The sequence below is a fragment of the uncultured Sanguibacteroides sp. genome, assembly GCF_900543425.1.
Taxonomy (GTDB): Bacteria; Bacteroidota; Bacteroidia; order Bacteroidales; family Marinifilaceae; genus Gabonibacter.
Genome location: NZ_UQRQ01000006.1, coordinates 45,099 through 66,405, shown reverse-complemented (window position 1 = coordinate 66,405; position 21,307 = coordinate 45,099). Strand labels below are relative to the sequence as shown.

Below are 21,307 nucleotides of genomic sequence, written 5' to 3'. Positions count from 1 at the left end.
TCAACGCAATCCGATCCGGTCTCTCACATACACCCAAGCGAAAGTAATATTTTTTTCGGTTTCCCCTTGCAAAAACCCAAAAATTATCCCTATATTTGCAGCCGTTAACAACAAACCAGAGTTAACACACGAAAGTGTAGGTCCTATAGCTCAGCTGGTTAGAGCACCTGACTCATAATCAGGGGGTCCTTGGTTCAAACCCAAGTGGGACCACAATATATCAAATACCAATTAATTGAAAATCAATTAATTGGTATTTTTTATTTCCCTTATTTTTTAGATTTTACGCAACGGGTACGCAACGACATTTTATTTTTATGACACGAACAATGGAAATCTCCACGGAAATATCACCGTACGGGACTATAACACAATTAAAAATCAACAATTTACATCGCAGGATAACGTATTTCTTTATCAAGAACTATTAGTAACTACTTAATATAAAAACAACTACCTTTGATGTTGCCAACAATATCGACTTCCTGTTTGAGCATTTCTCTTACATTGAGTTCCTTTCTTGGTCGTGGCTTGACACCTACCACTATATACGGATTCAGATGTAGTACTTACTTTTTTGGATTGGCTCTTTGGCGTAGACGGAGAAGTTGTTTTTGTCACCGAACGAATGGGGATTTGTTTTATTATACCGGCTCTATTTAATACACTATCCAATTTCGTATAAAAACAAGCCATACCATTTTTTAGACTCTCAATCTCTATTTTCAAAAAATGATTCTCATTTTTAATTTGATCATACTCATCACGCAATTTTATATTTTCTTGTTCCAAAGAAGCAAATTTCGATTGTAAATCCAATATTTTACTACTAATTTCCTTACTTGTTCCACAAGAAGTAAAAATAAACACAAATAGACCTGCATATAAAAACAATCTCATCACATTTAATTATTTAAGTTATTACTTTTAAAACTTCAATTCGCAAAATTACAAATATTAATTTATTTTTCAATAAAGAATATGATTATTGTTTTAAACAGTTTCAATTCTTCCATTTTAATACTTTTTGTATAGATTTTTTCTTTTTATTCAACAAACTACCGCATTATAATTTAGACATTAACATCCATTTAAAAGATTCAAAAGCCACTTCCAAACCGGAATAATCACAATTGTTTTATGGTCTATTTCCAGTACTTGTTCGAAATCACGGGTTATCACCATTAATTTTTTACATTCCAATACATTCGATAGCTTCAATAAAGCACTTATTTTCCGGTCAAAAACGCATAAGGTTATTTTAGACCTTTCGAAACCATATTCATTTAACGAATGGTTTAGTCTCGGAACTTTCACTTTAGGCTCGGGCAAAACAAGCGTCACCCTCAACGACAAGGGAGGGCCGAAACAATTTATCGTTGCCGATGTAATAAAATGGATAAAAAGAAAATAACTTATAATTACCAAAAAAGAGATCTATTATTTAAGATCATTCTGCTTATTCATGGTTTTGTTTTTATCACAAGCACAAAGTAGCTTGTATCATTTTGAATTTTTCTCATGGGACTTTATCACTCCTCTACACGGATGCAAACCCTCGTTTCATAAATCGATCCGTCTGATTTTCGTATAATAAAAGTGTATACTCTCCCCGAAGTCTGAAGCAATTTTCCATCACGACACCCCATAATCATGCACGAATCTTATGCAAAACATATTCGCCGGAGATACCCATAACTCACTCGTTCTTAGCGCCAAGATATCTCCATTTGACGGCATCCGCACAAACAAACTGCTCGGTAATTCCTTTATCCAGAAGAGATACCCGAATCACCCCGGGCGTACAGTAACATCTTCCTATCGATACCCAACCCGGTTGATCGGAAATCTCGATACTGGATTCTTTTAACTCGCCGTTGCGTTCGATCGTGTAATATTGCGAGAATCGTGAAATGGCATTATTATCTTTAAAACTCTTCATGTAAGAACCCGCACGTTTTATTATACCTGGCGGAATATAGACAGAAATTTCATAATATCCCTCCCTCTCGAGTTCCGTCGTCCAACTCACTTTACTACCCGAATTAGCCACCAACCGAACTACTGAAGTACGTACAGGATAACCGTAAGCCGCGTTATCAAGAATTATTTGCCAGTCGGGATTTAATCGATCGAAAGAAGTCCAGTCCTTCTCTTGAGCGACCTTTTTTTGCCGTTCTCTCCTCCATCGCTCGGTTAACGACAGTTTTCGCTCACCATATGAAAAACCATCATCCGCATTATCAACGATAACTTCTTCAGGCGGGAATAGCTCTTCTTTAGATATCTTTTTCTCCCGACTCATCGTGTCAATCAAAGGGGAAGAAGACTGATATCCACCAAAAGAAAACTCTGCCGGGTAATTTTGAGAGAGATTCAATTTTAAGACAGGATCGAAACACTTACCGTAAACCGTCCGGGTAATCGTTCTGCCTTCTCCTTCCGGAATGCGGTAAACATAATTACGAGAAACCCTCGAACCCGATTCCGGAGAATAGGACAAAGAGACAAACCCATCAACTTCGCTATTATTATAAACGGTGAAAATAAATTGTGTAATATCGTTAGAGTAATCGTAAAGATGTCCTGTCGGGCTGATTCTTCTCATCTGAATATCTTTTACAATAAAGGATGGTAAACAACTCTGATGATACCAACCGGATAATATTTCCATCAAATCAATCCCTAAAGCATACTTCATCTCCCGGCTAATTTCTCTCAAATCAATTCGACTAAAATGTTTTCGGGAGATATACTCCCGAAGATACGTCGCCAACTCATCCGTGGAAATTCCAAAGAAATTGAAAAAGGTAAATAATTCATCTGTCTTGAGATTTACAAGTCTACTCATTAGCTCCGGTTTTATCCTTGAATCCCCGAAAGCCTCTTTTAAACTATGGGCATTCAGAAAACGAATACCTTCACGGTAATTACTTATATTAAAGGAAAAAGCAGCAACCGCCGGATCAAAGGAATTTTTCACCATGCTATTGAATATGGTCTCTATAATCGGGTAATCGAGAGAATAAAAAGAATAAACATAATTATAAAAAAGAGGAGCGACAAAAAATGGATTACTGGTTTTCACCGGCTTAGAAGACCGGAAGGTCAATCGATCCACTTCCCGTTTCAGGGGGGAATAATCTATAGGCATGCTTTCTACCCAAAGGGTATTAAGAAGTAAACTCTGTATTTCGTGAAGTTTCATCTCTTTTCCTCCACCGAAGTAATTCTCTTGTCGCTCGTGAATGTCTTTGTTCAATGCCCATCGATCTTTCCACCGTGGCGGCATGCTTTCCGGAAAAAAGATAATTTCGGGTTGCACGTATTCACTACCACCTCGTTGATTCCGGTAATAAGTAGCAAAAGCGCGGGGCGTTTCAACGAAAATCAATCGTCTGAATGGATACTTCCTATTAAATTTTAGTTCAAAAAGAGTTTTTATTTGAAAAGAGAGAAAGTCCGGTAAAGCATCGAGAACATCCTCGTAAGCCTCCACGAAGATTCCGTGTCCTTTGAATAAAAAAAACTCGTAGCCGATAGTATCTACACTCAATTGACGCCCTTCATACCCTCCAATACACAAACTGATTCCGGGAAGAAAATAATCATTATCAAAGACAACACTTTCTCCGAGTCGCTGACATTCTCCCTGAGAGATAACCGTACGGTCTTTACTATCATGAACTATTAACTTATAGTCAGTAAAGTTTTTTTCAACGATATACGGGGAAGCGGGATTCACCGGTGGAACTGTCACGGGATACCATAAGCCTTCAGGGTTTAACAGCACCTGATTATTTTCCAGGTAAGCGTAACGTTTTCCCGACGGACATAAATTTTGCTTATAACTCCAATTCCAAGTATTCCTAAGCTCTTTTTCAGGCACATCGAGGTAGAAAACCTCTTCATCGATACCGCCCTCGTACTCCATCTCCACATGGAGCGTATCACCCGGAGAAACGTTTTTTTCAACGATAATAACTTGTTTTTCCCGGCGGAAAGATACGTTATTACCTTTTACCGTTAGTGATTTCACCTTTAACTTAGGATTCAAGTAAAGTAAAAAATCGGACAATATCTCTCCCGTCTCGTTCATAAGTTTCATTCGACTCAGACCTTTCAATCGGTCGCCTTCGGGTGTGATCTCCAGTTCCTGGCTCAGAAGATAGAGTTTCTCGCGATCCGCATAACGATTATACACGGCAGCGTAACAATCTCGCCGAATATATTTTTCCGTGTAAATTCCCCAAACCGTCATCAGGCAACCCACACCCAACAAAACGATCGCCAGCGCCCTTTTCCCGACAACTTTCCTTTCTCCAAGCCTATTCTCCAAGCGTTTACAAAAAAGAATCGAGCAAAAAAACAACCCCACTCCCACGGATAACCATCCCAGCCGTTGCAAAAGATAGGGAACGACAGCAACGAAACCCGTTATCCCGGAATATTCATTGGGTAACGTAAGTCCGGAGAAATTTAAAATACCCGCCCAAGACTCTCCGGACAAAGAGATGGTAGCCCAAATACAGGCAAACAAGATTAAAATAGCCGCAAACGCATGACGCAGGATAGCAAAAACAAAAAAAGAAAGTCCGAGCATAAAGACCATTGCCGGAAACACCAAAGTAATCAAGTAATAGAAATAAAGCCACGGATTAAAAGGCGCCTTACTGGTAAAGACCTGAACAAGCATACCTATGAAAAAAAGCACCATCGCCCATATCATAAATACCCGGATAAACCCGATACCGATTCCCGTGTAATATTCAATATTACTTATAGGTCGAGCATATAAGGAATCCAGCGTATCTATCTTTCTTCTGGAAAAAAACATCGCGGACAAGAAAACAAGCGGCAGGTATTGTAATATTGTCAGTAAAAAAGCTATAGTATAAGGAAACTGGGACGCCATGTAGAGTTCTCCAGACTGTCTTGCAGAATTGGTAGTACTCAAATTAAATCCAATGTAAAAGAGAATACACGCCGGGACAATCAAAAAAAAGAATTTTCCCAAACCAGACCTAAATAACAATTTTGTCTGCACTCGGGCTACCTGAACACTATAAAAACTTTTCATGCCAACTGAAAACTTTGGTTTAATCAAAAAAAATGCGATATAAGTTATAGAAATTATTCGAGAATAAATACTATTTTTTAGAAGTTACAATTTATTTGAATTTTACAATTACAAAACCTTATCGAGAGCGAATATTGAAATCTCCAAATATTTTATTGAATCCGGAATAAGTCTATGCAACTCAAAAACAACAATCTATTGACTATTGTTCGCCTCCATATATCACAAAGACAACATCACATGTTTTTTAAAATATTCTCATCCATTATTTTTCACATCTCGGGATGAATGTTTTCTATCTGTTACCGTAATCTTGAGTATTTTTACTTCTTTCTCTATATCCACTACTTCACCCTCTCTTGTTTTTACTTTCCCCGATACCCGGAAAGATATTTTGTATTCCCCGGGCAACAGCTTCTCCGGTATCTTTATCGTGTATCTTTTTACATGCTCCCGGGAATATGCCCTATCAGGATAACAACTTCTTTTCTTTTTTTACTATAGGATATCCCATGATTTTAACACCTGCGGAATGATAACATTCAATTCATAATCAAGTTCTTTATAATGGTGATCCTCTATGACTGAAATATAGACCGAAAGCGTATCTGAATTCGAGAGTGTCGCGCTCAAGCGATCGAGTCTCCATGGCACATAAGCCCCTGCTGCCTCTGAAGAGTGACCTAAAACCATTATACTAATTAAAAGTAAAAATATTTTTTTCATATTCACAAGTTATAAAATAAATAGTAAAGAAAAACCGGGCTTTCATTAGAATTAACCGGTTTTTACAATTTGATTAATGAACAACAGTCACGCGTGCCGTTTTGTCCTGATTAAAAGATACAGTCCCATTATAGTTATACGAACCAGAAAGATTTATATCAATAGTGTAAGTCCCTAGCGTTCTAGCATCGACCATAATCTGATATATAACCTTATCATTGAAATGACTCGGATTTTTAACGACAAGAATAGGAAGGCTTGTTGAATCACTACTAGTAGCCTTAAGAGCTAAACTAGTAAATTCGCCATGGGTTTTATAGATTGTCACATCGATGATAAACATGTTACCCTGGGTAACAGTTACCGTGTTTGGACTAACGATCCATGCCACGTCTCCTTGTACAGAACTGGAAGTAAACGACGTTAAAATACAAAACGCCATACTCAAAACAAGTAAAATCTTTTTCATACATTCTGTTTTTAATATTTATAAATAAATTAATGAAAGCCTATACCCGTAATTAATCAAACTTCACTCGTCAGCATCCTCTATATAAAGCATCCAACTATCCTTTACCCCTCAAAACACTCGTACTTTTCCAAGAGAAAATAAAATGTCAGAATAGTCAAAAAAAATCTCTACCTCCATCCGTGTATCAATCTTACTCGTATTTAAACTATTAAAATGCAAAGAAAAATTTCCATGTCAATTAAAAATTTTAGCCGCATAAAAATTTAGTGTAAATTACGAAAATTATTTAATATATAAATGTTATTATTATCTTAATAATCATAAATTACATAAACTTTATATTTGTCGATTTTATCGAGTTAAGCATTTGAAATTCTTACTTTGATTCACACAAATAGTTTAAACATTTAATAGTATTACATGTTAACTGATATAAAACACGAGTTTTTAATACTATATCAATTTAATACATTTCTCTCGGGTTCAGGACAAACTAATCATAATTAAAGATAACTCATTTTATTGACTATTGCCCTCACAAAATCACATCCATTATTTTTCACATCTCGGGATGAATGTTTTCTATCTGTTACCGTAATCTTGAGTATTTTTACTTCTTTCTCTATATCCACTACTTCACCCTCTCTTGTTTTTACTTTCCCCGATACCCGGAAAGATATTTTGTATTCCCCGGGCAACAGCTTCTCCGGTATCTTTATCGTGTATCTTTTTACATGCTCCCGGGAATATGCCCTATCAGGATAACAACTTCTTTTCTTTTTTTACTATAGGATATCCCATGATTTTAACACCTGCGGAATGATAACATTCAATTCATAATCAAGTTCTTTATAATGGTGATCCTCTATGACTGAAATATAGACCGAAAGCGTATCTGAATTCGAGAGTGTCGCGCTCAAGCGATCGAGTCTCCATGGCACATAAGCCCCTGCTGCCTCTGAAGAGTGACCTAAAACCATTATACCAATTAAAAGTAAAAAGAATTTTTTTCATATTCACAAGTTATAAAATTAATATTAAAAAAAACGAACCGAAGCAATAATTTTGCCTGTATTCGAGTTATCAATATGTAACTACAACTCTTCATACGAATCAAAAACTTTAGTTTTACCAAGAAATAAGGTGTAAGTTATAAAAAATTATTTATATACTCACATTTGCATATACTAATTCGTAAAATTTATAAAATTAATATGATACATATCGTGATACTTTTCCTGAATTATCACGTATTCTATCCACAAAAAAACATACGAACCTCGTTAATGAAGGTCCGTATGTTTTTCTACTCTCTTTAAGCCGGCCGACGGATACTTATTTACGTTCTCCCAATTTCGCATCCATAAAGAATAATCCCGCCTCTCCGGCTTTCTTTATCTTATCGACAATAGATTGAGCCGTTGCTTCTTCTTCTACTTGTTCACGGACAAAGCCCCACAGGAAGTCTTGGGTAGCATTATCTTTTTCTGCGGAGGCCACCCGGACCAAATTATCAATCAATTCGGAAACGTGACACTCGTGTTTATACACGTGCTCAAACACCTCCAGCGGACTTCCCCAACCTTGCGGGACCACATCGATTTTATCCACTTTCGGCACTCCCCCGCGTTTGATCATATAGTCTGCCATCAGACAGGCATGTTCGGTCTCTTCACCCGCTTGTTTTTTCATCCAGTGTGCAAAACCGTCAAAACCTTCTTTCTGCAAATAGAAAGACATGGAAAGATATAGATTAGCAGACCACATTTCTGCCGTGATTTGCTCGTTCATTGCCTTTTGTAATTTTTCTGTCATCATAACTCTTTGTTTTTAATTGTTCGTATCTACTTTTATTACTACATTATTTATTTTTCATATTATACCGCTCATTCCGACTATCGAATAATACCGATCCTATTATTTTATATTTTCAATACATTATTACATAAGAGAAGCCAAAAACGAACTATTGAAACTCTATATTAAAATTATTAACCTATTTTACACTAACCCATCTTCAAGCAACATAACAGGCTGATAAAAAAAACAAAAGCAAATACACTTATTATCAGCAATATAATAACAATCTTATAATTCTTTCTCTACAAACTTTCAACGATCGTCTAACGACTCGAAATACGTTATTGTATCTGTCATTTTGACATTCCAAGTACAGGGTTAACTTTTTTATCGTATTTTCGTTAAACGATCACAAGAGATTAGTAACAAACATTTAAATTTCTGCCAAATGAATAAAATAATTACCTGGTTTATGATGGCTATCTTATTAGCAAGCGTAACCCCTTTGATGGCACAAGAGAAAACGACGGCCAAAGAAAAAAGAAAAATGACGCAGGAAAAACGTAAACTTGCCCGGCAAAAAGAAGATGAAAAATTATTTCAAACGGCTATCGAGGCGTTAAAGAAACAGGATTTTGTTCTCGAGGCTCAGACATTGACCTTCAAAAGAGGACGAACGATAAGCGTAACCCCTTCCACTAATTTTATCTCCATGTCGGGAGACCGGGCTATCGTTCAGGTTAGTTTCGTTACCGGGCGGCCGCTTCAAAACGGTTTGGGAGGAGTAACCGTGGAAGGAAAGGTTTCCGATATAAAAATGAGCACGGATAAAAAAGGAAGGGTTTCATACAGTTTTTACGTTCAAGGATTAGGAATATCGGCTTACGTGAACATTTCCCTCGTCGGCAACAACAAAGCTTCTGCCACAATACTGCCCTCCTTTCATTCCAATACCCTTATCTTAAACGGCAATCTCGTACCATCGGAAAAATCCAATATTTTTGAAGGAAGAAAATTATAAGGCTATATATCATTCAAAATGACCTGATCCCGGAAATCGAATTTGTAATTTCCGGGATCATCTTTAACCGTTAAAATCCCGTCTAAATCTTAGATTATTTAAAAATATGAAACAACAATTCTCACGAAACAAAATCTTTGAAATTCGGAAGAAAAGGAACAAATCCGATTTCGATCCGACGAAATTGTACGGCATAGAAACGACCTTCTTTTAAACATCAAAAATCGAATTAAATTTTACATATTATTTGTAAAATAATATATAAATTATAACTTTGTAAAATCGAGGATATGAGGGGTATTGTGTAAACTAAAAATATGCCTTATGAAAAAATCACTCCTTTTCTTTTGTCTAAGTGTCATTTTTCTTCTTTCCTGTCAAGACAATAAATGAGATCACAAAGAAAAATTTACTTAGCTATAACCGGCCTAATAAAATTAAAAGCATACTATGATGCTAACTAACTTTACTTTACAGGGTTCTTTCTGTGGGAATTAAAATACATGACGTCTCTCGGGTCTGTCGTTAGAACAGACTCTATTTAAATGAAACAATATCACTCTAAAACAAATTAAAAACTACAGATATGAAAAGTATATTATTTTTAATCGCCTTACTAATAGGATTTTCTAGTGAAACGACATCACTAAAAAATAAAGTGGACAAGATCGAGATAACTTCACTACCCTTTGAAATAACAAACTTAACAAAATACCCTACCCCTCTTTACGCCGTCAATAGTGAACTTGCTTCAGAAATATCACTTCATGCCTATTCCGATGTAAACTTAAAGAAACGAATTAAATATGATGACACCAATTGTACCATCTTTCGACGTTTTAATACAGAAGGCAAAAATTATATTTTATTAGATTTAGCTATTGAAATAGGAGAGAATGAACGACACTTGTTAGCCACGTTCAATTCTAATTATCAAATCATAGACACATTAGACGTAGCCGTTGGAGGCTCATTTGACAATTTCACATTCACAAAACAATACCGTTTGGACAGCGACTTGAAGTTAACCGTGTATTGGTTAAAACCACTCTCGGAAACACCCGTGTATTTTCGTCCGGATACCCCTCCTTTCGAGGCTCAACGGATAGATTGCCGCTACCATATTGATGACAACGGCAAGTTTATACAAGACGAGAAGATTCTCTACAAACCGCAAATTTACAAGCCGCAAGAGATTTCGGTCGACGGAAAAAACATTTGGGGTGGAAAAGAAGAAAAAATTAATCGATAATCAAAAACTGTTTTCTAATGCATAAAACAAAAACATTCAACCTTCAACAAGAAGTTTATCCAAAATGACAAGACTTCTTTTACAATAACGCAGCATTCGTATCATTTCGGAAAATTACGAATTTCTATTTTTAGGAGCGGATGTCATGTTATCCAAATGAAATTCCAGCGCTTTTACCGAGATCAAAATTTCCCGGACGGATATGCCCAGAGAGATCACCAATAGCAACAAAGCGATTCCGAACACGTAGACGGCGGTCAATTGAAGACCGATATAAATAAAAAAAGTGCACAACACGCAAAGGAGTAAACTGATTACCCCGTAAATCTGCATGGAGCGAGACATATAAAGCCGTTTTTTCAGATTTTCCAGCTGTTTTTCCGTTATGGGAGTCGGGTTTTTCTCGTGTTCCGTCTTTAGATTGCGGATCACCTGTGCATAGGCCAGAAAACGATTGGTGTAGGCCAACATAATCAGCGATATTGCCGAAAAGAGGATCGAGGGTGTCGTTAACGTCAACTCTTCCATATCATCTATTACATTTTTGGAGATCCGAAGAGCCTCCCAAGGAAGAAACATTCCATCCCCCGTTCAACTCCGGTCCGTTCTCTCCCGCGGCATAGTACAACATATCTTCGTTCCGGTGCTTTGCCCAGTAGTTCACAATAGGATCAATAAAACGCCAACTGGCTTCCAAGGCATCGTTCCGAGTATACAGCATGGAGTCACCCAGCATCACGTCCAGCAACAGACGTTCGTAAGCTCCCGGAATATACTCCTTGCAAAGGGAGGCATAACTAAAATCCATGGAAACCTGTTCCACCTCAAATCCGGCTCCCGGTATTTTCAACCCGAATTTCATCCTGATTCCCTCGTCGGGACTAATACGTAAAACCAATTGATTGCAGGAATCGCCGGGACATTCACCCTTGAATAGTTTATGCGGGGTAGACTTAAAATGGATAACGACTTCCGACTTTTTCTCTTCTAATCGTTTTCCCGTGAAGAAATAGAACGGGACATCACTCCAGCGTCTGTTATCTATAAAAAATTGGATACCGACAAAGGTTTCCGTATCCGAATCCGTAGCTACATTTTTTTCTTCCCGGTAACCCGCAACCGCTTCTCCTCGAATATTCCCGGCCGTATATTGGGCCCGAACAACATTTTTCGCTATCTCGTCATCCGTCATCGGACGAAGAGCCCGGATCACTTTCTCCGTTTCGTCACGTATGGCCTCCGTGTCGATCGTGGCAGGAGGTTCCATAGCTACAAAAGCCAATAACTGCATCAGGTGGTTTTGAATCATATCCCGTAAAGCCCCGACCCCCTCGTAAGATTTTCCCCGCCCTTCGATACCGATGGTTTCGAGAGCCGAAATCTCCACGTGATCGATGTAATTGCGATTCCACAAGGCTTCGAAAGTTTCATTCGCGAAACGCAAAACCAATATATTTTGCACCGTCTCTTTTCCCAGAAAATGATCGATCCGGTAAATTTCGTTTTCCGAAAAAACGGAATTGACACAACGATTCAACTCTCGAGCAGAAGGCAAACTAATACCAAAAGGTTTTTCTACTACAATACGCCGCCACCCGTCTTTCGTGTGCAGCAAACGACTTCCGCGCAAATAGCGGGTAATCGAATCGTAGGAGGAGGGAGGAGTTGCCAGGTAATAGACGGTATGATCCGGAATATCGTACTTTTGACGTAATTTCATGACCCGTTCGCTCAATTCGTCGGTACCACCCTCCGGATCAAAAGTCTGATAATACAACAGGGATAAAAAATCGTCTATTCTCTCTTTTTCCTTTACGAACTCCCGTAACTTTTCTTTTATATCCGCCCGGAAACTCTCGTCCGTGAAAAAGGAACGGGCAGTCCCCACTATCAGAAACCGCTCCGGTAACAAGCGACGGACAAAAAGTTCAAATAAAGAGGGCAACAACATACGTTTGGTCAGATCGCCCGATGCCCCGAATATAATTAATATCTGATTCTCTGGTTTTTTCATGATGATGACTATGCATTATAAGTTCCGGAAACCGTTTCCCCTCCTTCTCCCGTCCAATCCGTGTGGAAGAAACGTCCCCGTTCGGTATCCGTACGCTCGTAAGTATGAGCCCCGAAATAATCCCGTTGAGCCTGTATCAGGTTAGCCGGAGACCGGAGTGTTCTCAACCCGTCGAAATAACTCAACGCGGAGGAGAAGCAAGGCAAGGCAATCCCGTTAAATACTCCGTCCGCCACGACACCCCGCAAAGCAGGAAGGGTGAATTGTATTTTATCCTGAAAAAAAGCATCGAATAACAGATTATTCAGGGTAGAATCCCGGTGATAAGCCCGGGTAATCCGTTCCAAGAAAACGGAACGAATGATACATCCTTTACGCCATATCTTAGCGATCGCCCCAAAATCCAAATCCCAACCGTACCGTTCGGAAGCCTGTCTCATCAAAGAGAAACCCTGGGAATAGGATATCAATTTAGCCGCGTAGAGAGCCTCCTTTACCGCCTCTATCCCGGAATCATTGATCGCCACGGAAGTTACCAGATCCCCGGCCTCTTCAGAGGGATAAAGCTTAGCAGCCTTTTCCCGTTCCTCCAGTCTGGTAGACATAAAACGGGTAAAAACAGCCTCTGCCACCGAAGTCAAAGGATCGGCTTCGTCCAGAGCCGACATGACACTCCATTTGCCGGTTCCCTTTTGCCCGGCCACATCCAATATGGAGTCCAACAAATATTGACCGTTCGCATCCCGGAAATGCAGGATATCGGCCGTAATCTCGATCAGATAACTATTCAACTCGCCCCTGTTCCATTCCCCGAAGATTTGGCCGATTTCATCGTTATTCTTACCGGTTCGCCTTTTCAAAATCGAATAGGCTTCCGCAATCAGTTGCATATCGGCATATTCGATCCCGTTATGTACCATTTTCACGAAATGTCCGGCCCCTCCGCTTCCGATCCATTCGCAACAGGGAGAACCGTCGTCCAACTTAGCCGCAATCGTCTGCAATATATCCTTCACTAAAGGCCAGGCCGTTTCCGATCCTCCCGGCATAATAGAGGGTCCGTTCAAGGCCCCCTCCTCTCCCCCAGAGATGCCGGTACCGACGAAATACAATCCTTTCTCCTCCAACATCTTTACCCGCCTTGCCGTATCTTTAAAATCGGAATTTCCCCCGTCGATGATAACATCTCCAGGACTAAGCCAAGGTGTCAGCTGTCCTATCAAATCATCCACGGGCTCTCCGGCTTTTACCATCAACATAATCTTCCGGGGTAACCTCAACGACTCTACCAACTGTTGGATTGAATAAGCCCCGACAAAGCGTTTTTCTCTTCCCCGCCCCTCCAAAAAACGGGCAACAGCACTCTTTTGCCCGGGATGAATCCGGTTATACACGGAAACAGTATAACCCTTATTCTCTAAATTCAGCGCCAAATTCTCTCCCATGACAGCCAAACCGATCAACCCGATATCTGAAATCTGTGTCATCTTATAAATTTTAATTAAATAACATTCAGTTTTACGAGATTAAATTCATTTTGTTTTCCTCTCAAAATATACCTTTACCCCATCAATACAAAAGAGGCATACCCCTTTTGTATAAGGGGATACCTCTTTTTACTTCCCTAACGGTCTATCGACTTCTTTCGATTTTCTTACAGAAAAAAAATAGAGCCTGCCTCTTCAAAACAGGCTCTAACACACGGTGATTATTTAAAACATTATCATAGCGACAAATCAATATTGTTTATAAAACAGATCGACGACTTTTCCGTCGACTTTCGTATTATAAATCACTTTATCTTCTTCCGTTCCGCTCACCAATACCTCGTCTACCACGTTCAACAAATAGAACTCCCCGTTATCCAGACCGATTCCGACATGATTATTGTTACTATAATCGGACTCCATGGCAACAATCTTACGTCCGCTAAACGTTTTAAACGGTTCATGTTTATTGGTTTTCAAATCATAATAATAAAGTGTGGAAGGATCTGTTTCCGAAACAAAAAACATATAGGGACGGCCTCTCAATGCATGGAATCGGGTATTTTCTCCCATCAACGCGGCTGAAGCGGCAAGGATCTGCGTGTAAGCAATATTTTTTACAATTACATTGGAACTCGACGATGAATATTCAAACGTATAGAGATACAGGTTTCCATTCGTTTTATGCTTCAAAATAGCGCAAATATCCTGATTATAAGAAGAAGCATTTTTCATTTGACAATACACCATCTCATAATTACTTAAATTATCGGGAGAAGGCCCTTTTGTTCCGTCCCAATCTTCCGGAGCTTTTAATTTATATAATCTTCCCGCGTCATAGAAAGAAGCTCCATAAAGCATAAAGAAAGCGTGGAATGTCTCGTCATACAGCATAAGATTATAAGTCGAAGTCCCCTGAGAAGCTCGTAACAGGAAAGGCACGTTCAATTTCTGTTTATTTAATTGAAGCGGAACATTTGCAAATAAGGCATATTCATAAGGTGTTCCCGACCAACTATCGAAAGTTTTCGTGAATACTTCCCCGTTTTCTCCCTGTATGGCAGCTACATTCCCTCCGGATACCGCCATAGATTTCGGGACAAAACCATCCGGGTATTTTCCTCCCACAAACTCATCGGCAATCGTCCCGATCTTTTGATAATTGGTTCCCTCCAAAATGACATTTCCCTCCGCTCCTTTCTGTAAAACCCGAACATCATTCCTTCCGGAACGATTTCCGATCAACCCCATCGGTTGTGTTCCCAACTCCTTATCATGAATGGCCCCATAAATATCCTTATCCGTGTACCATTGTTCGTTTTGTATCCGCACCAAATTTAACTTACTCTTTCCTCCGTCATCGGATAAAATGATCCAGCCGGCCGTATAGCGGCTCTTGTAAACAAACGAAATATTCTGAGTATAAATAGCTCCCGTCAACGTATCCTCAGCCATTACAATTCCCTCGTAAGTCTTGTTCACTTCCGCATCCTCAAAAACCATATTCATATTTCGCTCGGTACACACACATCCGAGATAATCAAAATGGTAAGACCATTTGTACATATTGGTGTCTCCGGCCTCTTTTTGTTCCTGATTAGCAAACGACAACGTCGGAGTGAAAACGACCGGTTCCCCCTGATACACCGTAATTCCGTAGACCGGATAACGAATGGTTATTTTATGTATTTCCAAATCCTTATAGTCATAATTACCATCATCTTCAAAACAGGAGAAGAGTAACAGCATACTGACCACGAACGTGCAAAATATTTTTATGTTCTTCATATTCATTCCATTTTAAGTTAAATTCTTACAGGTACAGTCATCGGATCTCCGTTTTCATCCGGGGTAGGATTCATATCCAGCCAATTTTTAAATTCAAGAGCCCAGGAGCGAATCCAATCCTCGCTCGGGTCGGAAAGATCCGGTTGAACAGCTCCCACTAACGTTCTGAATTTTGTATCGGTATAAGTCCCGAGATAATAAGTCTCCACCCGACTGTTCCACCAATCCGGCCGTGCCACATTATCATTCACCTTTAAATAAATACGACGATAATCCCGATCTCCCAATTTAAACACGGCATTCTCTTTCAATTCCAAACAGAGGTAAGCATTCGTGGTCGTCAACTCCGGATAGTTGGTTAACTTCACGTAAAAGGTATCCAACTTACTCATCGGTTGAAAGGTCGTTACCGTCGGCAAGCTATAGTATCCGCTTTTCAGGGTTGTTTTTTCATTGACCACAGAAAGCGTAAATTCCTGATCTTCCTCCTTAGGAATACCGGTATGCCTTATCTCTATCGGCCACTCGCATTCACTTAAATTTCCTAACATAAAAAAGGAAACAATTACCGTATCTTTCTCCTTATTGGTAAAAGAAATATAACTATCCGATTGGTATACTTTTATATCGTCATTATTACAACTTACCACACCAACAAGAAGCAGTAACAGATATACATATTTTCTCATAATATCACTATTTAATTAATAAAAATTCTGACTATCGGGAACCTTGAATGTCATTCGGTCCTCTGAAGCCGTAATTTCTCCATCCTCAACCAGAATATTCCGATTCAAACGTTTGTACATAAAGAAAAGCTGCCCCTCTCCCACAAATTCCCGACGGGCATCGTTAACCAAAATATCATATAAATTTCCGATATCGCTAATAGAAGAAATCTGACGTTTACACCCTTTCTTCTCCCGAAATTCCTTCAATAAACGCATGCATTCGGCTTTGTTCCCTTTCAGGAAGTTACACTCCATTAAAATGTAATACATCTCACTTAAGCGTAACACGGGAATAGCCAACCCTTCCACATCATCCTGCTGGTAATTATTTACCTGACGGTATTTATAAATATTACGGTCCTCATCATTACTAATCAAATTGGAACGATAATCATCCATGTCTTCGGCAAACACACCGTCATAATCCGCTAACTGTAAGGAACTCGGATAACTTCCCACCGCACAATAGCCCTCCACAGTCTGAAGCAAATCTCCATTGTAAAAAGCAAACAGACACTCTTCCAAGTATTTCTTTTGTTTATAGTTCAAAGAAGTCGTGTAATCGTATGACGAATTGAAAGTAAACCATTTATTCCCGTTATAGAAACGATCATAAAAATGTTTCGCGTAATACAAGGCATTATCGATATCTCCTTTGTAAAGATAAGCCCGGGCCAACAATCCCACGATAGCACAATAATTCAAACGATATCCCCTTTTGTTATAAAAGGAACCGCCTTTATTAGAATACTGCCCTTGGAAGCGAGCTGCCATTTTATAAGCCATACCCGTCTTGTTGTAAACCGTATCATGGTAAGCTACCAGATCCTTCGCCTTCAATAAATCTTCGATAACCTTATCTATCGCCTCTTTGGTCTTTAAGGGTACCGTTATGACAGAAGGATAAGTATCGTGATAAGGAACCAAGGCTGCCTGGTCGTTTTTGACCGGAGCCGGAGCAAACAAGCGAATCAAATCCAAATGACAAAATGCCCGTAAAGCATAGGTTTCTCCCATGATTAAATTTTTAGCCACCGTATCCAAGGTAAATGAAGAGGGAGAGGCAGAAGAGATCTCATTCAACAACAAATTACAGTTAGCGATAGCATTATAAAGTCCCGACCAAATATTATCGATCACGGTTAATCCGTAAGAGGACTCGTATTCATATTCTCCCATGTAACCGTCATTATTATCATAGATAACGTCTAAGTTATAATTCTGTCCGATTACACTTAAAGTTCCCCAACTCAGATTCTTTCCATACAAATTTGTCTCCGCACACTTCTGATAAATTCCATTCAATGCATTCTGAAATCCTGCTTCATCCGAAAAAAGTTTTTCCTTACTGATCTGGTTCGCCGGCTCCAATTCCAGCCAACTATTACAAGAACAGAATAAACCTATCTGTATGCATAATATTATAAAACCTTTTCTCATCGTATTCTATTTTATAGTTAGAAACTTATACCTAAGGTAAAATCAAAATTTCTGGCAAAAGGATAACCAGTCCCCCGTTCCTGCTTTACGGTTGACCAATAAGCCACGTCGTTCATCGTGAACTGCAATTTAAACTGACTCATTCTCAACTTCCTTACGAAGCCATCCGTTACGGTCCAAGCCACACTCAACGAATTGAATTTCAATACATTATTATCCTGAACAAAACGAGAAGTAGGACGAGAGTAATTCGTTCGGTCGGCAATATCTTTCAACGGAGTAATGTTTCCGATCGTTATCCACCGATCCGTAAGCACGCGCCTATCCGCGTTATAGTTATACAAATCCACACTTTCTATACGCTCTGGGATAGTCCCGTTATAAACCTGTCCTCCGAATTCATACATAAAACTGGCATATAAACTCAATGTCTTCCATTGGATATTTACCCCGAACGCTCCTTTCACATCCGGTTCTTTATCTCCCAATATTTGTTGTTCGTTGGCTTCCCATTCATAGGTAATAGTTCCGTCTTTTCTCACGAAAACTTCCTGCCCGCTGGAAGGATCGATTCCTAACGATTTCATTCCGTAAATAGAAGTCGTTGATCCACCCTCCTCGTATTTGGTAAAAGATTTCGCGTATTTTGCATCATATCCCCTGTAATCAGAATAATAATCGTCCACCATGTCATTATAGCGTTTTAAGGAGTTGGCGATCTTTAAGATCTTATTCTTATTATGTGCCATATTTCCATATACACTCACGTCCCAATCCTGATTCCGAACAAGATTAGACCTCACGATCAATTCATAACCTATATTTTCCACTTTACCCATATTATCGTAATAAGAGGTAAATCCGAAAGAGGAAGGTACGGACATCCGTGTAATCATATCATTCGTGACGGTATTATAATACCCCAATTGAGCATTAAACAATCCGTTGTAAAAATCGACCTCCAGTTTCAGGTCGTAACTGTTTTTCTTTTCCCATTTTAAATCGGAATTTCCCAAGGCCATCAACTTCACTCCCATCCCGGTAGCATACCAGTTATTGGAGAATATTTCATAAATATCTTTAGCCGCATAAGGCTCGAAGTCCAATTTACCCGTTTGTCCGAAAGTCCCGGTCAACTTCAGCTGCGTTAACACCGGGTTTCCCTTTAAGAATTTATAGTTGTGGAGATTCACCCCGAAACCTGCCGAATAGAAGGGAGCAAATTTTTTGTCCGAACCGAACTCGGAAGAACCGTCAAAACGCAAAGAACCGTCAAACAGATAGATATCGTTATAAGAATAGTTCAAACGAACAAAAGCTCCGGCCAACCGAGTATGATTATCCGATTCCGAGGGTTTACCCACGATCTCCTGAGCATACATGATCGAGCTTAAATTTCCGGATGGAAATCCCCGGTAATTGATACCCACTGAAGAGTAATATTTCTCCGTCGTATTGATACCGATAGAACCACTGATATGATTGACTCCGATAGAACGGTTATAAAGTACCTGTAAATTGGTTGTCCAGTCGAAAGTTTTTCCTTCTGAAGTCAACAAACTTCCTTTCGGCGTATCGTTCGAAGCATTAAAATATTTTCCGGAAGCCGGATCGGTAAAGTCTTTACCGGAAGTCGTCGTCCGCGTAAAACCGATTTGAGCCTTAATATTCAGATGTTCATTCAGATACCAGTCGACTAACAGGTTATCGGAAAACTCTTCCGTGGTCGTTTTACTAAAGTTTTTGGTCTCGGCTCCCTCGTACATCGGATTAACATAGATCGAACCGGAATGCCACGTGTTAAAATTATACAGGTAGTTTCCAAATTCATCATACAATTCGTTATACGGCAACTGGTTTACATAATCGGAAAAAGTACCGTAAGGCGAGTTCTTGGCAAGTACTTTATTAAAGGATATCCGATTAATAACGTTTAGATTCGATAAGCGGTAATCGATTCGTAATTCCGTTCCGAGCCGGCTACGCAAGTCTTTTTTCATAACTCCTTTCTGTTGGTCATAAAAAAGGTTGATTCCGTAACGGATATTATCGTTACCACCGTCTATAGCCACACTATGCTTATGATTGTATCCCACGCGTAAAGGCAGAGCCAGCCAGTCGGTATTCACTCCTTTCGCCAAGGCCATCTGTTTTTGTATTAACTCCGAATACACGTGACGAATGCCATTATTAGGCGGATTGATTTCATAATAACCGGCTAATTTTTCTACCTCCAACTTTTCAGCCGCATCGAAATAATCGTAACTGGTAAGATCCGGAGCCGTGATTGATCCGGTCAAATTATAGGTAATATTAAATTTCCCGGCTTTAGGAGCAATGGTTTCGATAACCACCACACCGTTAGAAGCACGCGATCCGTATACCGCCGTTGCCGCGGCATCTTTCAATATCGTGATACTATGGATTCGATTCGGATCCATATCGTAGATCTTCTCTACACTTACATCCAACCCGTCTAATATGAAAATAGGCAGGTTCGGATTATTCTTTGTTTTGGTTTCACTGATATCCGAAAAATTTAAATTACCGATACCGGACTGACCGCGGATGTAAAATTCAGGTATAGCATTCGGATTGGAACCCATGATATTGTTTTCCATGATACGAAAAGAGGGGTCGAAAACCTGAAGGGAGGAGATAATATTACGATTGGCCACTTTCAATAGCTCCTTACCTTCAACCCGGATGGCCGTTCCCGTGTAGGACTCTTTCCGTACATTAGCATATCCGGTAACCACCACATCATCCAAACTCTCAACCGATTCAACCAGCGTTACCACATAGTCTTTTTCCCCGGCCAAGATCTCCTGATCCTTAATATCTTTTATGTTTACCTCCTTGGTCTCCATTCCGACAAAACGGAAAACCAATGTCAGATCCGGAATATCCGGTAATACAAGAGAAAAACGACCGGCCGTATCGACCATTACCCCCGTTGTCGTCCCTTTTATCAAAACGGTCGCACCAACCATGGGTATCCCTTTTCTATCGATAACCCTTCCTTTTATTTTTTTCCCTTCCTTTTTCTGGCTTCCCGGCAGACTTTGTTTCACCAACACGATAACATTTTCTTCAAACAAACACATCAGTCCGGAATCTTTGAATACGTCATCCAACAATTCTTTCAACTCCTTGTTTTTTGCTTTGACATCGAAACGAGACATTTTTTTCACGTATTCACTCTTGTACATAAAGCGAACACCCGTTTGTTTTCTGATCTCTTTAAAAAACTCCTCCACGCTACAATTCTCCAAATCCAAACTGACACGCTGGTTCTGAGAAAAAATCTCCCCTTTCACCTGGAACATGAACACAAACATCAGAAATAGAGTGATCTTCATAATTTTAAAGATTTTCTGATTGGGCCGTAAATTTTCTTTACGATCTTCATTTTTTTTCATAAATTTGCGATTTAGATTATTAATGAACATTATCTTCTTGATAATGTGGTTATAAACGGAAGGATTGGCCGATC

At 39.3% G+C, this 21,307-nt stretch carries 15 protein-coding genes and 1 tRNA gene; 3 read left to right on the top strand and 13 right to left on the bottom strand.

Annotated features, from left to right (window positions below; translation table 11 throughout):
* The first annotated feature begins 139 nt into the window (after positions 1-139).
* Positions 140-213 (top strand) — tRNA-Ile (locus QZR76_RS04645).
* Between the two features lie 240 nt (positions 214-453).
* On the opposite strand, the gene QZR76_RS04640 is transcribed toward QZR76_RS04645, so the two are convergent.
* From QZR76_RS04640 to QZR76_RS04615, 6 genes are all read right to left on the bottom strand, one after another.
* Positions 454-903 (bottom strand): hypothetical protein, encoded by a 450-nt coding sequence (locus tag QZR76_RS04640; RefSeq protein WP_294140843.1) that lies wholly within the window; start codon positions 901-903, stop codon positions 454-456.
* A gap of 177 nt (positions 904-1,080) precedes the next feature.
* Entirely contained in the window at positions 1,081-1,428 is a 348-nt protein-coding gene (locus QZR76_RS04635; RefSeq protein WP_294140841.1) for a hypothetical protein, read from the bottom strand.
* Positions 1,429-1,699: 271 nt separating this feature from the next.
* Positions 1,700-4,957 carry a hypothetical protein gene (locus tag QZR76_RS04630; protein ID WP_294140839.1) on the bottom strand — a complete coding sequence of 1,086 codons (3,258 nt, stop codon included), beginning with the start codon at positions 4,955-4,957 and terminating at the stop codon, positions 1,700-1,702.
* Between the two features lie 621 nt (positions 4,958-5,578).
* Entirely contained in the window at positions 5,579-5,806 is a 228-nt protein-coding gene (locus tag QZR76_RS04625) for a hypothetical protein (RefSeq protein WP_294140837.1), read from the bottom strand.
* Between the two features lie 73 nt (positions 5,807-5,879).
* Positions 5,880-6,275, bottom strand: a complete 396-nt coding sequence (locus QZR76_RS04620; protein ID WP_294140835.1) for a hypothetical protein — start codon at positions 6,273-6,275, stop codon at positions 5,880-5,882.
* Between the two features lie 1,338 nt (positions 6,276-7,613).
* A complete protein-coding gene (locus tag QZR76_RS04615) occupies positions 7,614-8,096 on the bottom strand; it encodes a ferritin (RefSeq protein WP_294140833.1) in 483 nt (160 codons plus the stop codon).
* Between the two features lie 430 nt (positions 8,097-8,526).
* Between QZR76_RS04615 and QZR76_RS04610 the strand changes: the two genes are divergently transcribed.
* Positions 8,527-9,099 (top strand): DUF4251 domain-containing protein, encoded by a 573-nt coding sequence (locus QZR76_RS04610; RefSeq protein ID WP_294140831.1) that lies wholly within the window; start codon positions 8,527-8,529, stop codon positions 9,097-9,099.
* A gap of 586 nt (positions 9,100-9,685) precedes the next feature.
* The gene (locus tag QZR76_RS04605; protein ID WP_294140829.1) at positions 9,686-10,351 is read left to right on the top strand and encodes a hypothetical protein; all 666 of its coding nucleotides are present in this window, start codon (positions 9,686-9,688) and stop codon (positions 10,349-10,351) included.
* A 114-nt stretch (positions 10,352-10,465) separates the two neighbouring features.
* Here QZR76_RS04605 and QZR76_RS04600 read toward each other — a convergent pair whose 3' ends face one another.
* The 7 genes from QZR76_RS04600 to QZR76_RS04570 all read right to left on the bottom strand — a co-directional run bounded on the left by QZR76_RS04600 (position 10,466) and on the right by QZR76_RS04570 (position 21,233).
* On the bottom strand, positions 10,466-10,879 hold the full coding sequence (locus tag QZR76_RS04600; protein ID WP_294140827.1) for a DUF2721 domain-containing protein: 414 nt from the start codon (positions 10,877-10,879) through the stop codon (positions 10,466-10,468).
* 1 nt (position 10,880) lies between these two features.
* Positions 10,881-12,365 carry a glucose-6-phosphate dehydrogenase gene (zwf, locus tag QZR76_RS04595; protein WP_294140826.1) on the bottom strand — a complete coding sequence of 495 codons (1,485 nt, stop codon included), beginning with the start codon at positions 12,363-12,365 and terminating at the stop codon, positions 10,881-10,883.
* A gap of 8 nt (positions 12,366-12,373) precedes the next feature.
* Positions 12,374-13,852 (bottom strand): decarboxylating NADP(+)-dependent phosphogluconate dehydrogenase, encoded by a 1,479-nt coding sequence (gene gnd, locus QZR76_RS04590; protein ID WP_294140825.1) that lies wholly within the window; start codon positions 13,850-13,852, stop codon positions 12,374-12,376.
* Positions 13,853-14,101: 249 nt separating this feature from the next.
* Positions 14,102-15,640, bottom strand: a complete 1,539-nt coding sequence (locus tag QZR76_RS04585; RefSeq protein WP_294140823.1) for a PKD-like family lipoprotein — start codon at positions 15,638-15,640, stop codon at positions 14,102-14,104.
* A gap of 17 nt (positions 15,641-15,657) precedes the next feature.
* On the bottom strand, positions 15,658-16,329 hold the full coding sequence (locus tag QZR76_RS04580; RefSeq protein ID WP_294140821.1) for a DUF4843 domain-containing protein: 672 nt from the start codon (positions 16,327-16,329) through the stop codon (positions 15,658-15,660).
* Positions 16,330-16,344: 15 nt separating this feature from the next.
* On the bottom strand, positions 16,345-17,811 hold the full coding sequence (locus QZR76_RS04575; protein WP_294140820.1) for a RagB/SusD family nutrient uptake outer membrane protein: 1,467 nt from the start codon (positions 17,809-17,811) through the stop codon (positions 16,345-16,347).
* Positions 17,812-17,828: 17 nt separating this feature from the next.
* Positions 17,829-21,233: a SusC/RagA family TonB-linked outer membrane protein gene (locus QZR76_RS04570; RefSeq protein WP_294140819.1), complete on the bottom strand. Its 3,405-nt coding sequence runs from the start codon at positions 21,231-21,233 to the stop codon at positions 17,829-17,831.
* Positions 21,234-21,307 lie beyond the last annotated feature (74 nt).